The sequence below is a fragment of the Vitiosangium sp. GDMCC 1.1324 genome, assembly GCF_003044305.1.
Lineage (GTDB): Bacteria > Myxococcota > Myxococcia > Myxococcales > Myxococcaceae > Archangium.
The window spans coordinates 90267-105155 of the sequence record NZ_PZOX01000023.1 but is presented as its reverse complement, the minus strand read 5'-3'; the positions used below and the strand labels follow the sequence as shown (position 1 = coordinate 105155).

The window sequence follows — 14889 nt, the reverse complement described above, 5'->3', positions numbered from 1 at the left end:
TGGACATCAATCCTCGGGCTCCTCGACCTCGACCAATACCTGCCCGTTGGTGGCATCGAGGAGCGCGGTCCTGAATGCGTCCACCCGGGTGACAGGAAGCTCCAGCCGGTAGCCCACGGTGGCCGCGTACTCCTCGGACACGACCTGGACCTCGTGGGCAGCGAACAACCGGCGCACAATGTCGATGCTCGCGTACTCCAGCTCGACGGCGAGGCGGGTCTTGCGTACGCGCTCGAGGGTGGGGAGGCTCTCGAGCGCCTGTTGGACGCAACCGGTGTAGGCCCTCACCAGCCCGCCCTTGCCCAGCAAGGCGCCACCGAAGTAGCGGGTGACGACCGCGGCGACGTCCCCTACCCCTCCGTGGAGCAACGCCGTGAGCATCGGCCGGCCCGCGGTCCCATGTGGCTCGCCGTCGTCACTCATCCCCACCATCCCGGTCGAACCGGGCGGGCCCACGACGTAGGCCCAGCAGTTGTGGTTCGCATCGGCGAACTCCTCGCGGACGCGGGCGACGAAAGCCTTCGCCTCCTCCACCGTCGGCGTATGGGCCACCGTGGTGATGAAGCGGCTTCGCTGGATCTCCTGCTCCACCCGGTGGAGACCCGCCGGAATGAGGTAGCGCTTCTCGTCGCCCGGCTTCTCGTCACCCATCAGCGATCCGCGGGCAGCCACGCCTCGAGCAGTTCCGTCGGCCTCGAACCCCAGGCCTCGGCCACCAGCTCGCGCGACTCCTCACCCGAATACCTCAGGGTGACGCGCAGGAACTCGCGGGGCGCGGCCTCCGGAATGCGATCCAGCCACTCCACCAGCACCGCGCCGTCGCTGCCCACCAGGTCCATGAAGCCCGTGGCGTATAGCTCGTCGTAGTCGGACAGCCGGTAGAGGTCCGCGTGGTACAGCGGCACCCGGCCCCGGTACGGATAGACGATGGCGAAGGTGGGGCTCGCCACTTCCGAGCGGGATACGCCCGCGCCCTCGGCCACGCCGCGCACCAGGTGCGTCTTGCCCGCGCCCAGGTCGCCCACCAGACCCACGAAGTCCCCCGGCTGGAGCAGTCGTCCGAGCAGGAGACCCAACCGGTGCGTCTCCTCGGGCGAGCCCGAGAGCACCGTCCGGCTCAGCAAGGGAGTGCTCATCGGTGCCACCTCGTCCACACGTTGCCCAGTCCCTTCGCCACGTCCGTGGCAATCAGCCCCAACTGGCCCCGCCGGGCCACCATGAGGTCCGCGGACAGCCCGTGCGCGTACACAGCCGTCCAGGCGGCCTCGGGGAGCTTCAAGCCCTGTCCCAGCAAGGCGCCCACGAGTCCGCTCAGCACGTCCCCCATGCCCCCGGTGGCCATGCCCGGGTTGCCCGTGGGATTGACGTACACGGTGCCATCGGAGTGCGCGATGAGCGACCTCGCGCCCTTGAGCACCAGCGTCACCCCGTGCTTGCGCGCGAACTCCCGAGACACGTTCACGCGGGCCTTCTGGATGTCCTTCGTGGACATGCCGGTGAGCCGCGACATCTCGCCCGGGTGCGGAGTGAGCACCAGTGGCCCCTTCGCCCGGTGGAGGATCTCCAGGTCCGTGGCGATGGCGTTGAGCGCGTCCGCGTCCAGCACGGTGGGCACATCCACGCGCGAGAGCAACTCCCCGAGCAGCTTCGCCGTCTCCTCACCGCGGGGAATGCCGGGGCCGATGACGAGTACGTCCTTCTTCTCCGCCGCGGCGAGCAGGGGCTCCAGGTCCGCCATGCCGAGCGGCCCCCGGTTCTCCAGCGGCCACCCCATCACCTCGGGCGCATGGCCGAGCACCGATTCCACCACCTCGGAGCGGGTGGCCACGGTGACGAGCCCCGCGCCGCCGCGCAGCGCGCCCAGTGCGGACATGGCCGCCGCTCCGGACTTGCCATGGCTGCCCGCTACCACCAGCACGTGTCCGTAGGAGCCCTTGTGCGTATCCGAGCGGCGCGGAGGAATGGCGCCTCGCGCGTCGGACTCCTCGACGAGGAACAACTCCGCGCCCTCGCTGGGCTCGACGGCCTGGGGAGGAATGCCGATGTCCACGCACCGCAGCTCGCCGCACAGGGAGGCGCCGGGCTCCAGCACCTGCCCCTGCTTGACGAAGCCGAAGGTCACGGTGACGTCCGCCTGCACGCAAGGCTCGAAGGGCTCGCCGGTATCCGTGTGCAGCCCCGAGGGGATGTCCGCGGCCACCACCTTCGCCCCTTCCGAGCGCCAACGGAGCATGTGCTGGATGGCCTCGGCGAACTCCCCTGCCGGGGCCCGGGTGAGCCCCGTGCCGAAGAGCGCGTCCACCACCACGTCCCCGGCCCGCGTCTCCACCCCCGCGCCGAGCGGCTGGGGCTGAATCCCATAGGGCTCCAGCGCGCGCAGGTTGCGCCTGGACTCGGTCGTCAGCTTCGCCCGGTCCCCCACGAGCACCAGCGTCACGCGCAGGCCGTAGGAGTGGAGGAAGCGCGCTGCCACCAGCCCATCGCCACCGTTGTTGCCAGGCCCGCACACCACCACGTACCGGGCACCGGGTGCTCCGAGCTCGCGCGCCACGTCCGCGAGCCACCGGCCGGCGTTCTCCATCAGCAGGGGGGACGGCATGCCGAAACGGGACTCGGCGGCATGGTCGGCCGCGCGCATGCGGGCGGCGGTGAGGACACGGCGCATGACTCAGCTCCTCTCCTGAAGAATCACCGTCGCGGCAGCGACCCCCGCGTCATGGGTGAGCGCGAGCAGGGCCTCCGCGCGCCGCTTCTCCATCTCCTCGAGCGCCACTCCCGACAGGCGGAAGCGCGGTGGGCCGCCCTCGCGCACCACCTCCATGTCCTGCCAGGTGAGGCCCGGCGGAGCGCCCAGCGCCTTCACCAGGGCCTCCTTGGCGGCGAAGCGGGCCGCGTAGGCACTGGCCGCGTCGGCCCTCGCACCGCACAGGGCGCGCTCAGCCTCCGTGTACACACGTTCGAGGAAGCGCTCGGCGCGCGGTCCATCCAGGATGCGCTGGATGCGCTCCACCGAGCAGATATCCATCCCCAGGCCGAGGATTCCCATGGTGCCCTACCCCGGGTTGCGCATCAGCTCGACCATCTCCCGCACCGCCCGCTCGAAGCCCACCAACACGGCCCGCGCGACGATGGAGTGCCCGATGTTCAGCTCGTCGATCTCCTGGATGCGAGCGATGGGCAGCACGTTGTCGTAGTTGAGCCCGTGGCCCGCGGCCACCGACATGCCCAGCCGCGCCGCCGCCTTCGCCGCGTCCACGATGCGGGCCAGCTCCCGCGCCCGCTCGCGCTCGTTGCGCGCCTCGCAGTAGCGCCCGGTGTGCAGCTCGATCCGGTCCGCGTCCACCTTGTGCGACGCCCGCACCTGGTCCAGGTCCGGATCGATGAACAGCGACACGGGGATGTCCCCGTCCTTGAGGTTCTTGATGATCTTCGCGATGTGGTCGCGCTGTCCGGCCACGTCGAGCCCGCCCTCGGTGGTGAGCTCCTCGCGCCGCTCGGGCACCAGCGTCACCACGTCCGGCTTGTGCTCGTAGGCGATCTTCACCATTTCCTGGGTGGCCGCCATCTCGAGGTTGAGCAGCGTCTGGACCGTCTCCCGCAGAATGCGCAGGTCGCGCTCCTGGATGTGGCGCCGGTCCTCCCGCAGGTGGATGGTGATCTGCCCGGCGCCGGCCAGTTCGGCCATCGCCGCCGCCGTCACCGGATCCGGATACGTGGTGCGCCGCGCCTGACGCAGCGTCGCCACGTGGTCCACATTTACACCCAATCGCTGTCCCATCTCGGCCGCTCTCCTCGCGAGCGCATCAGACCGGAGCTCCGATCCGTGCGCGCCCTTCTTTTCGCGGCCCGAGACCGGATGTCAACCGTTGAGCGCCTTGGACAGGGCCTCGGCGATCTCCCGGGCGTACTGCTCGTTGCGCGCGGCGTCGGTGCCCTCGATGAGGACGCGGGCTTTGGGCTCGGTGCCGGAGAAGCGCACCAGCACCCGGCCCTCCTTGCCCAGCTTCTTCTCCACGTCCTGGATGGCCTTCATCACCGAGGGCAGCTCGCCCAGCTCGCGCTTCTGCTTGACCACCACGTTGACGAGCGTCTGCGGCACCGGCTCGAAGATGGAGGCCAGCTCGCTCACGGGCTTCTGCTGGCGGCACATGACGGCCAGGAGCTGGAGCGCGGCCAGGGTGCCATCGCCCGTGGTGGTGTGGTCCAGGAAGATGAGGTGGCCGCTCTGCTCGCCGCCGATGTTGTAGCCGTTCTTGCGCATCTCCTCGACGACGTAGCGGTCTCCCACCTTGGTGCGGACCACCTTGACGCCCCAGCGCGACACCGCCCGCTCCAGGCCGATGTTGCTCATCACCGTGGAGACGAGCGTCTTCTTCTTGAGCTCCTTGCGGGTGACGAGCTCGCCGGTGCAGATGGCCATGATGGCGTCGCCGTCCACCACCTTGCCCTTCTCGTCCACGACGATGAGGCGGTCCGCGTCACCATCCAGCGCGATGCCCAGGTGCGCCCCGTGCTTCACCACCGCGCGCGACAGGTTCTCCGGGAAGAGCGCGCCACACTTGTGGTTGATGTTCTTGCCGTCCGGCTGCACGCCCAGGGCGATCACCTTGGCGCCCAGCTCCTCGAGTACCGCCGGAGCCGTCTTGTAGGCGGCGCCGTTGGCGCAGTCGACGACGACGGTCAGCCCCTCCAGCGTCAGCTCGCGGGGGAAGGTCGTCTTGAGGAAGACGATGTAGCGCCCGCGCGCATCATCCAGGCGGAAGGCACGGCCAATCTTGGTCGCGGTGGGGCGGATGGAGTCGATGGCGCCGCTGGCCACCAGCTCTTCAATCTTGGCCTCGGTCTCGTCCGGCAGCTTGAAGCCGTCGCGCCAGAAGAACTTGATGCCGTTGTCCTGATACGGGTTGTGGGAGGCGGAGATGACGGCGCCCGCGTCCGCGCGCATGGAGGTGGTGAGGTTGGCGATGCCCGGGGTGGGCAGCGGGCCCACCAGGTCCACATCCACGCCCATGGAGATGATGCCGGCGGCGAGCGCCTGCTCCAGCATGTAGCCGGACAGGCGCGTGTCCTTGCCGATGATGACGCGGTGCCGGTGAGGCCCGTTGCGGATGAGATGCGCGAGCGCCCGGCCCAGCTGCATCGCGACCTCCGCCGTCATCGGATAGACGTTGGCGACGCCCCGGACGCCATCCGTGCCGAACAGTCGCTGCGACGCCCGCTCTTCCTTGGGGGGCATGTTCATCCTGTACGCCATAGTGTGCCGCTCCACCTTTCCCTGGGCCGGCCGCGAGACCGGTCCACCAAAACCGCGGGCTTATATCCCGCCCTCCACAGCGCCCGAAGCTAGGGAGTGCAAGCCCCCTGGACAAGCTTGCGGCCAGTCAGGCCGCCCTACCCTGTGGTGGGTCGGGCCGGTTCGCACATCCGCCCAGAGCGAGAATCTCCCTCAACCCCGCACCTTTCCCGGTGGGGATTGATAGAGGGACCCGCCCTCCACGGCCGCGCGCACGGCATCCGCCACGGCGAGAGCGTCCTTCACCTCGGCCACGTCGTGCACGCGCACGAAGTCCGCGTCCCCCGCCGCGGCCATGGCCGCCACCGAGCCCAGCGTCGCCGCCAACCGCTCGCTCGCCGGCTTGCCCCCCGCAAGCCGTCCGAGGAAGCCCTTACGGCTGGTGCCCACCAGCAGGGGCAGCCCCAGCACGCGCAGTTCCTCGAGCCGCCGGAGCAGGAAGAGGTTGTGCCCGAGCGTCTTACCAAAGCCGATGCCCGGATCCACCAGGACCCGCTCGCGAGGGACGCCCGCCGCCACCGCCCGCGCCACGCCGTCCTCCAGGAAGGCCAGCACCTCATCCACCACGTCCTCGTAGTGGGGGTCCTTCTGCATCGTCTCGGGGGTGCCCTGGATGTGCATCACACAACAGGCCGCGCCCGCCTCGGCGGTGACCCGGGGCAGCTCGGGGTCGAAGTGGAAGCCGCTGATGTCGTTGACGAGCACCGCGCCGGCCTTCAGCGCCTCGCGGGCCACCGCCGCCTTGGTGGTGTCCACGGAAATGGGCACGTCCGTGCGGGCCCGAAGGCCCCGGATGACGGGAACGACGCGCGCCACCTCCTCCTCGGCGGGCACGGGGGGCGAGCCGGGCCGGGTGGACTCACCGCCCACGTCCAGCACGTCCGCGCCGGCCTCGGCGAGCCGCAACCCGTGGGCCACGGCGGCCTCGGTGTCGAAGAAGCGCCCACCGTCCGAGAAGCTGTCCGGCGTCACGTTCACCACACCCATGACGTACGTGCGCGTCCCGAAGGTGAAGGTGCGCCCGCCCAGCACCAGGGGGGCCGGCGGCCTCGAGACCTCCAGCACGCGCGCCAGCGCCTCGGCCAGCCCCGTCAGCTCCGGCCGGGCCTTCGCCTCGGCCACCACGCGCTCGAACTGGTCCTTGCGTCCGGAGAGCAGCCCCGTGCCGGGCCGCGTGCGCTGATCCCCCGCCACCCACGAGGGGAACTCCTCGCGCCCGGGCGCCTCGGAGGCGGAGAAGAGCCCGGCGAGGAAGCGGCCCTGCTCGCGCTCCAGGCCGGTGAGCAGCACGTGGAGCGCGGGCAGCTTCTCCAGCAGGTACTCGCGGGCGGGCGTGGGCAGCCCCATGCGGAGGAAGGCGGGCTCGAGGTCGGTGGGTCGGTCCACGCGGACCGGGCGGGCGCGAATCATGTCGGGCTGCGAGGCTCCCTAGCAAAAAGGCCCTCCCCACGGTCGGTGGAGAGGGCCTGGGTTCTACCCGGAGACGAGGCGCGGACTAAGCCTTGTTCGGCTCCATGTTGGGGAGCCCCTCGAGAGCGTCGAGGATCTTCCGCTTGTCCTTCTTCTCGGTGGACTTGGTCGGCGGGGCCACGACGCGGGGAGGCGGACGCTCGCGGGTGAGCTGGCCGCCCTGCAGGAGGATGTTCACGTCCTCGGCGTCCAGGGTCTCGTACTCCACCAGCGCATCGGCCACGCGCTTGAGGCCCTCGAGGTGCTCGGTCAGCACGCGCTTGCCGTTCTCGTAGCAGCCCATGACGATGCTACGCACCTCGGCGTCGATCTGCCGCGCGGTGTCCTCGGAGTAGTCCTTGGACGAGTTGAAGTCGCGGCCGAGGAACACCTCACCGTCGCTCTTGCCGAAGGACAGGGGGCCCATCTTCTCGCTCATGCCCCAGCGGCACACCATGGCGCGAGCCGTCTCGGTGGCGCGCTCGATGTCGTTGGAGGCACCGGAGCTCATCTCGTTGAAGATCAGCTCCTCGGCGATGCGGCCGCCCATGGCCATGGTGATCTGATCGAGGATCTGCTTCTTGTACCCGTTGACCTTGTCCTCGGTGGGCAGGCTCCAGGTGAGACCCAGGGCCTGGCCGCGCGGGATGATGGTGACCTTGTGGAGCGGATCGCAGCCCGGCAGCAGCTTGGCGATGAGGGCGTGGCCGGCCTCGTGGACGGCGGTGTTCCGCTTCTCCTTCTCGGTCATGATCATGGACTTGCGCTCGGGGCCCATGAAGACCTTGTCCTTGGCCTGCTCGAAGTCGCTGAGGTCCACGCGCTCCTTGTTCTGGCGGGCGGCCATCAGCGCCGACTCGTTGACCAGGTTCTCCAGGTCCGCGCCCGTCATGCCCGGAGTACCGCGGGCGATGACCTCGAGGTCCACTTCCGGAGCCAGCGGCACGCGGCGGGTGTGCACCTTGAGCACGCCCAGGCGGCCCTTCAGGTCGGGGCGCGGCACCACAATGCGCCGGTCGAAGCGGCCCGGGCGCTGGAGCGCGGGGTCCAACACGTCCGGACGGTTGGTGGCGGCGATGAGGATGACGCCCTCGTTGGACTCGAAGCCGTCCATCTCCACCAGGAGCTGGTTGAGCGTCTGCTCGCGCTCGTCATGACCACCGCCAAGGCCCGCGCCACGGTGACGGCCCACGGCGTCGATCTCGTCGATGAAGATGATGCAGGGGGCGTTCTTCTTGCCCTGCTCGAACAGGTCGCGCACGCGGCTGGCGCCCACGCCCACGAACATCTCCACGAAGTCCGAGCCGGAGATGGAGAAGAAGGGCACGCCGGCCTCACCGGCCACCGCGCGGGCCAGCAGCGTCTTGCCGGTACCCGGAGGGCCCATCATCAGCACGCCCTTGGGGATGCGGCCGCCCAGCTTGGTGAACTTCTTCGGGTCCTTGAGGAACGCGACGATCTCCTCGAGCTCCTCCTTGCACTCGTCGGCGCCGGCCACGTCCGCGAAGGTGACCTTGTTGTGGCTCTCGTTGAGCAGCCGCGCCTTCGACTTGCCGAAGGTCATCGCCTTGCCGCTGCCGCCCTGGAGCTGGCGCATGAAGAAGATGAAGAAGAGGAACAGGAAGACGACCGGCATCCACTGGCCGAGGATGGTGAGCCAGAGGCTGTTCTGCTCCTCCCGCTCGTACTTCACGTCCACATTGTTCTTGCGAAGCTGCTCGAGGACGGCGGCATCCGCCTCGGGACCCGTGGTCCGGAACTTCTCGTCGGTGTCGGTGAAGACGCCCGAGTAGGTGTTCCCCTTGACCGAGACGGCCTGGACCTTGCGGTCCTCCACCTTGGCCAGGAACTGGGTGAAGGTCGGCTCCTGCACCTGGTCGCTGCCCGTGGAGAAGAAGTTGTAGAAGGCGACGAAGAGGACGATCAGGATGACCCAGAGGCCAATGGTCTTGTAAGTCGAACGCACGTGTCAGCTGCCCTTTCGGTGCTCGGCGGTATGAGGGCACGGCCGAAAAATGCCCAGCAGTTTCGACCGTTTGTCACGACACCGGGCGTGTTGCCCGTTGATCGGACGGTATCAGCAACAGCAAAAACGCCTCAACTATTTTGGGGGTTCCAGCCCCAACCACTTCCGCAGTGGTCGACTCTATAACGGACGGGTACCGGGCGTGCTCGCGACCGGAGGGTGGGCCCACAGAAAGAGCCGTACAGCGCCCGCGGCCGTTGAATTCCAGACCCCCGGCACCCAGAGCACCCCTCCCCCGGCGTCCGTCACCACGGGGAGTGCGTCCCGGCGCTCGGCGGGGATGCGCCGGTCCACCAGGACGTCCTGCAGCTTCCGGGAGCCCGCGGGCCCCCTCACCCGGTCCCCGGGCCGCCGCGTCCGCACCGTCAGCGGCCAGCGCGTCCCCTCCGGCAGCGGCAGGCCCAGAATCCCCGGAGGGGGAGACCCCGGCTCCACGCGGAAGGCCCAGCCCGTGCCGGGTTGGAGTCCGGAGGCCCCCTCGCCCGCCAGCACCAGGGCCGCGGGCGGCTCCCCGGGCGGCTCGGGACGCACGCACCGGACGCGCCCCCCCGTGGTCCGCAGCTGAAGACCCCCGGGCGAGTGTCCTCCCCGGAGCGTCACGGCCCGGCCCGTCTCCACGGCGCGCATGACCCGGGCGAGCGAGGCATCATCCACCTCCGCGCCGGCTTCGGACAGGAGCCGCGCCAGCACCCGGCGGCGCAGGGGCGGCTCGAGGGCGCGCACCCCCACCACGTCCAGACTCCCGTCCGGAAGGACGAGCCGGCCCCAGGCCCCATCCGCCAGTGTCCCCAGCAGGGCCTCGTCCTCGGCGGCCAGGCGGGCGAAGGCGGCCAGGTGCCGCACCACCGGGAAGCCCGCCGCGCGCTCGAGCCTCGGCAGCACCTCATAGCGGATGCGCGTCCGGAGGAAGGCCGGGTCCACGTTCATGGGATCTGTCGTGAAGAAGACCCCCTGCTCCGCCAGGAAGGCCTCCACCTCTTCGCGCGTGCGCTCGATGAGCGGGCGGACAAGGAAGGGCCTGGCCTGATGGATGCCAGCAGCCCCTCTCAGGGCGGTGCCACGCACCAGGCGCATGAGGAGCGTCTCCGCCTGGTCCGAGGCCGTATGCGCCGTGGCCACCACCTGGAGACCGCGCTCGCGCCGCAGCTCCTCCAGCGCCGCGTAGCGGGCCTCGCGCGCCCGGGCCTCCACTCCGGAACCGGGTGACAGATGCAACGCGCGTACATGAAAGGGCATCGCCCAGCGGGCGGCCAGCCGGGCAACCGCCAGCACCTCCTGCTGGGCCTCGGGCCTCAAGCCATGATCCAGCGTGGCCACCTCCACCCGCAGGGAGAGCGCCTCGCGCACCCGCGCGGTCCCCACGAGGAGCGCGGTCGAGTCCGCTCCCCCGGACACGGCCAGCAGCACGGAGCCACCCACCAGCCCGAAATGGCGGTAGGCCGCTTCCAGGGCCGTCGAAAACAGGACGCTCACATCTCCAATGGAGGGCATTGAACAGGGGAAGGAATCAGAATCTGGTGAGTCCGGTTACACCGGATGCGGCCGGTTGAAGGGGCCGAAGACGATTCTTATGATCGTCACGCAGGTCGCGAGGGACGGGAGGGTCGGGGAAAAGATGGCGGGGGAAATGGTCGCGCGACACAGCCTGTTTTGAACGTGGATTTTCGACGGAGTTGGGCCTAGGGGTCCCCCCCCTCCCCCTCTGGGCCCACGGGGCCGCCGGGATGAGTCCTGGCGGTCCTTCTTTCCGGGAACGCCCCGGGTCCTTTTTGGCAAGGACCCGGGGCGTTTTCTTTTGCGCGCTTTTTTCGCGGATGATGCATGCACGGCTGCATACGGTGCGGGAGTACTCCTAAACCGTTGACCCAACGGGGCGTCTGTCGGATAACCGCTCCGGTGTGTTCAGGTCGTCACCTCGTATCCGCTCCGGAGATCCAGGATGGCAGGCACCGACAAGCGCAAGCAGTCCCTCTACTTCCCCGAGGAGATGCTGAAGGAGATCCAGGAGGAGGCCAACCGCCAGGATCGTTCGCTCTCGTGGGTCGTGCAACAGGCCTGGAAGATCGCTCGTGACCGAATCAAGTCGTTCCCTGCGGTGAACGACGTGACGGGTGACGAGCGACAGGACCCCCGTGAAGAAGGGAGGTCCTGAACTTCATGGCCGCCACAGATCATCGAAAACAATCCCTCTACTTCCCCGAAGACATGCTGGACGAAATCCAGCGCGAGGCGACGCGGCAGGACCGCTCGCTCTCGTGGATCGTCCAGCAGGCTTGGAAGGTGGCTCGCGGCGAGTTACGCAAGATGCCATCGCCCAACGACGTCTTCGGCCCCACGCCGACCCAGCCCAACGGGACTGACGGCACACAGTCCTGACAGACGCCCTCTTGGCCGGCCCTACTGCACGGGCCGGCCGGGCTGGGCGCAGTTGACGAAGACGACGCGACCAGCCTCCCGCAAGGCCTGGGTCTCCGACGGGTAGTTCACCCGCATATAGGCCTCGGTGAGGTTGGCGTCCGTGGCCTTGCCGTCGGCCGCCGTCGCCGTGACGGGGTTGCGAGACAGGTCCTTGGCCGCGTCCTTGAAGATGGTGCCGTAGCCATCCCCTCCCCCCAGAAGGAAGTCGGGCATGGCCACGCGGTAGCGGATGCTCGCATCCGTGCGCGGCGGCAGTGGCACCGTGCGCTCGTTCACCTTCAGTTCCACCACCCGGTTGCCCGCGGGGCGCTCGCAGTCCACGCGCAGCGAGGTGCCCTGGGACACGTGCAGGAAGGCGCCGGACGGCGAGACGATGGCCTGGCCCTGCGGGGTCAGCGCCTCCACCGAGTGCTCGAACATGGCCACCAGTTGCTGCTCGGTGAGGTCCACCGTCACCACGGAGTTCTCGAAGAGGAGGACCTCGTGCAGCAGGCCGTTCTTGAGCGGGCCCTTGGGGATGACGGTTCGGGTGACGCACAGGCCCTCGGCGCGCAGCGAGCCCCCGTTGATGATGCCGAGCTCCGCGGGCGTCCGGGTGCTGTCCGTGGCATGCCGGAAGGCGTCCGCGGCGAGCTGGCCGAGCGCGTGGTTGCCATGGCGTGCATAGGGCTTGTCGAGGAAGACGTCCTCGCCCAGGTAGCCGAGGATGGCATCCGGATCATCCACCAGCGGCCGGCACTGGTCGTTGTACTGGATGCAGCCGAAGCCCGGCGCGAGGGCGGCGGCGAGGAGGGCGGCGGTGAGCGTGCGGGACATCAGTTGCGGGCCCTCAGGGTGAGGAAGGCGGAGACGCCCTCTCGGGGGAGGAGGCCGGACATGCGGTCCGGCCGGGGGACATCATCGCGCAGGTCGGAGTCGAAGAGGTTCTGCACCACGAAGGCCAGCTCGAAGCGCTCGGCGATGGGCTCGGTGCGCACCTGCGCGGTGATGAGGCTGTAGGCGGGAATCTTGTAGCGGCGGATGAGCTCCAGCACGGAGCGGGTGTTGTTGCGCCGCTCGGCGCCCGCGCGCACCACCAGATCGAAGTTGATGTAGTCCCCGATGGGCATGGACACGCCGGCGTTGAAGCGCGCCTGGGGGATGTCGGTGAGGTACTTGTGGTTGGCCGGCAGCTCCTGGTCCTCGGCGCGGAAGACGCTGGCGTTGACCCAGGCGTTGGCGCGCTTGGAGGCCTCCAGGCGGGCCTCGCCCTCCACGCCGTAGACGATGACTCCCAGCTCGCGGTTGCGCACCGGGACGATGTTGCCCGAGGTGTCCACCGCCATGATGGGGTTGGAGAAGCTCTCGAAGAAGGCGTTGCCGCGCAGGCGCACGCGCGCATCCCCCGCGGCCTGGATGAGGTCCGCGCCCGCCTCGAGCGTGTTCACCACGGCGGGCTGCAAGGCCGCGTTCCCCTCGAACCGCCCCTGGTTGTAGTCGGTGTCGGGGATGGCCTCCACCAGCTCCTGGAGCGTGGGCGGACGGAAGGCGCGGCCATAGAGCAGCTTGAGGACGAGCGAGTCGCTGGCCGAGAAGACGAGCCCCACCCGGGGGTTGATGCTCGGGACCAGCCGGCTGCCGATGATGGCGTTGGTGTCATTTACGGACGGCAGCTGGGTGGCGTCCAGGCGCACGCCGAAGGTGAGCGTGAGCGGCTCCACCACCGTCCACTGGTCCTGCGCGGAGATACCGAGCGACAACCGCCGCGAGGCCGCGCCATCCGCGAGGCTCACGATGTCCACCAGCCCCTCCGGCGTGGTCAGCCCGGGCCGGAGCCGGCTGTCGAGGGTGTAGTTGGTCTCGTAGCTGTAGGCGCCCAGCGTCTGCAGCTCGGTCACGGCACCGAGCGAGAGGCGGTTGCCCTCGAAGAGGGTGATGTCCGAGTCCACGCTGGCGCCGAGCGAGAGCACGGAGACGCGCGTCTGCTCGAGCATGCCGTCGGGGAAGAGCTGGTCCGCATCGGGGCCGGTGCGGAAGTCGTCCGGGCCGATCTGGAAGAGCCGATCCGTGTGCTGATAATCCCCATAGAGGCGGGCGCGCAGGCGCACCCGGTCGCTCAGCGCGTGCTCGTAGGAGGCGTTGCCCTGGAACACCTGCCACCCCAGCCGCGAGCCCGGGCCCACCGTGTCGAAGAGGCCCACCAGGGCGGCACGGCTCTCGGAGATCACCCGTGTGGAGACAGAGAAGTGGTTCTTGGGCGACAGCTCGTAGTCGAACCCCAGACCCACGTTGAGCAGGAAGCGATCGTCCTGGGTGTAGCCGACGGGATCCAACGGATCGCGCATCTTCTGGGCGAGCGTCTCCGCGTCGAGTGCGTCCTTCTCGACGGGAGACGAGTCCCCCTTCTGGTACCAGACGTCCGCGTCTCCAAAGAGCTTGAAGCCACCGAAGTTGTGGGCCCCGGAGGCATGGCCATCGAAGGTGGTCGCGAGCTTCCCTTCGAGCTCGGGGAAGCCTCCACCTGAGATGGCGGCGCGCAGGCCCTCGGCGCGCTGGGTGACGATGTTCACCACGCCCAGGAAGGCACCCGCGCCGTACAGCGCCGAGCCGGGCCCGCGGATGACCTCGATGCGCTCGAGGTTCTCCACCGGCAGGTTCATCAGGGCCTTGCCATCGAAGAAGCTGTTGAGCCGCTGGCCATTGAGGAGGAAGAGCACCTCGGCGTCGTTGCGCAGGCCGCGGACGGCGACGCGGTAGAAGCCCTGCACGTCGCGGCTGATGGTGAGGCCGGGCACCACGTCCAGCACGTCCGCCACCGTGCGCGCTCCGAGCGCCCGGATCTGATCGCGCCCGAACGAGGCGGCGATGGCGGGCACCTTCTTCACCGTCTCCTCGTGCCGGGTGGCGAGCGCCAGCGTGTCCTCGGCGGTGTAGAGGGCGAGATCCTCCTCCATTTGCGAGCGCTCCGGTTCGGGCGCAGCGGGCTCGGGGGACCGGACGGGCCGAGTGGGGGCCGGGTGCGTGGCGGCGGGCTCGGCCTCCGCGGGCACATCGGCCGTCAGGGCCGCCATCGCATCATCGGACTCGGACTTCCGGGCGGGCTCGGGTCTGCGCTCAACCTTCGGGGCCGACTCAACCTTTGGAGGCGGTGGAACCGGTTCGCTCTTCGAAGGGGGTTCGCGTCTCGAAGCCGGCTCCCCCCTCCTGCCGGGCTCGGACCTGCGCTCGGGCTTCGAGGGGGGCTCCGCCTGGGCAACGGGCTCCGCGGTGGGCCGTGACGTGGCGAGCGGGGCCCGCGTCGTGGGGACCTGACCCACGATGACGACGCGAGCCGGACGCGTGGCGCTCTTGAAGAGGGGCACGCGCTCCCCACTGGGAGTGAAACCCTCCACGTAGTACTCCACGCCCGGTGGAACGAGGCTCGTGGCCGGGATGACGCCCCGGTAGAGGTCGCCGTACTGCAGCTCCATGGGCGCCTCGGAGAACGGCTCGCCGGGCCCGCGGTAGCGGACGACCATGCGCGTGATGCGCTGCGTTCCGGAGAGGACGCCGTCGATCACGAGCGCCGTTCCCGGCTCGGCCCGCGCGGGCGCGTTGTGGAGCAGGGACGACTGCTCCTGGGCGTTGACGGGCAGCGCCGCGAGAAGCACGAGAGCGAGGAAGACGGAGCGGGGGCTCGAAAGGACGGACTTCACGGGTAGACCGGATGGTCCTCCGAGGGGTC

At 69.4% G+C, this 14889-nt stretch carries 13 protein-coding genes; 2 read left to right on the top strand and 11 right to left on the bottom strand.

The annotated features are described in order from the left end of the window. Positions 1-6: 6 nt before the first annotated feature. From DAT35_RS45285 to tilS, 9 genes are all read right to left on the bottom strand, one after another. Positions 7-651 (bottom strand): YigZ family protein, encoded by a 645-nt coding sequence (locus tag DAT35_RS45285; RefSeq protein WP_108075564.1) that lies wholly within the window; start codon positions 649-651, stop codon positions 7-9. After that, a complete protein-coding gene (gene tsaE / locus DAT35_RS45280) occupies positions 651-1136 on the bottom strand; it encodes a tRNA (adenosine(37)-N6)-threonylcarbamoyltransferase complex ATPase subunit type 1 TsaE (RefSeq protein WP_108075563.1) in 486 nt (161 codons plus the stop codon). Before tsaE ends, DAT35_RS45285 begins: the two co-directional genes overlap by 1 nt. Beyond that, positions 1133-2665: an NAD(P)H-hydrate dehydratase gene (locus tag DAT35_RS45275; RefSeq protein ID WP_108075562.1), complete on the bottom strand. Its 1533-nt coding sequence runs from the start codon at positions 2663-2665 to the stop codon at positions 1133-1135. Before DAT35_RS45275 ends, tsaE begins: the two co-directional genes overlap by 4 nt. A 3-nt stretch (positions 2666-2668) precedes the next feature. Continuing rightward, positions 2669-3046: a holo-ACP synthase gene (gene acpS / locus DAT35_RS45270; RefSeq protein ID WP_108075561.1), complete on the bottom strand. Its 378-nt coding sequence runs from the start codon at positions 3044-3046 to the stop codon at positions 2669-2671. 6 nt (positions 3047-3052) lie between these two features. Beyond that, positions 3053-3778, bottom strand: coding sequence for a pyridoxine 5'-phosphate synthase (locus DAT35_RS45265; protein ID WP_108075560.1), 726 nt, complete (start codon positions 3776-3778; stop codon positions 3053-3055). An 81-nt stretch (positions 3779-3859) separates the two neighbouring features. Then, positions 3860-5254, bottom strand: a complete 1395-nt coding sequence (gene glmM / locus DAT35_RS45260) for a phosphoglucosamine mutase (RefSeq protein WP_108075559.1) — start codon at positions 5252-5254, stop codon at positions 3860-3862. A 192-nt stretch (positions 5255-5446) separates the two neighbouring features. Next, on the bottom strand, positions 5447-6703 hold the full coding sequence (gene folP, locus DAT35_RS45255) for a dihydropteroate synthase (protein ID WP_108075558.1): 1257 nt from the start codon (positions 6701-6703) through the stop codon (positions 5447-5449). 85 nt (positions 6704-6788) lie between these two features. Further along, a complete protein-coding gene (ftsH, locus tag DAT35_RS45250; RefSeq protein WP_108075557.1) occupies positions 6789-8708 on the bottom strand; it encodes an ATP-dependent zinc metalloprotease FtsH in 1920 nt (639 codons plus the stop codon). 180 nt (positions 8709-8888) lie between these two features. Beyond that, complete coding sequence (gene tilS, locus DAT35_RS45245) at positions 8889-10259, bottom strand: tRNA lysidine(34) synthetase TilS (RefSeq protein ID WP_108075556.1); 1371 nt, start codon at positions 10257-10259, stop codon at positions 8889-8891. Between the two features lie 448 nt (positions 10260-10707). Here tilS and DAT35_RS45240 point away from each other — a divergent pair, with 448 nt between their 5' ends. Together DAT35_RS45240 and DAT35_RS45235 are read left to right on the top strand one after the other, a co-directional pair. Further along, positions 10708-10920: a TIGR04563 family protein gene (locus DAT35_RS45240; RefSeq protein WP_002628981.1), complete on the top strand. Its 213-nt coding sequence runs from the start codon at positions 10708-10710 to the stop codon at positions 10918-10920. Between the two features lie 5 nt (positions 10921-10925). Further along, entirely contained in the window at positions 10926-11144 is a 219-nt protein-coding gene (locus tag DAT35_RS45235; RefSeq protein WP_108075555.1) for a TIGR04563 family protein, read from the top strand. Between the two features lie 21 nt (positions 11145-11165). Here DAT35_RS45235 and DAT35_RS45230 read toward each other — a convergent pair whose 3' ends face one another. Beyond that, on the bottom strand, positions 11166-12002 hold the full coding sequence (locus tag DAT35_RS45230; protein ID WP_108075554.1) for a 5'-nucleotidase C-terminal domain-containing protein: 837 nt from the start codon (positions 12000-12002) through the stop codon (positions 11166-11168). Beyond that, positions 12002-14860, bottom strand: coding sequence for a TonB-dependent receptor domain-containing protein (locus tag DAT35_RS45225; RefSeq protein WP_108075553.1), 2859 nt, complete (start codon positions 14858-14860; stop codon positions 12002-12004). The genes DAT35_RS45230 and DAT35_RS45225 overlap by 1 nt, the downstream gene beginning before the upstream one ends. Between the last annotated feature and the right edge of the window lie 29 nt (positions 14861-14889).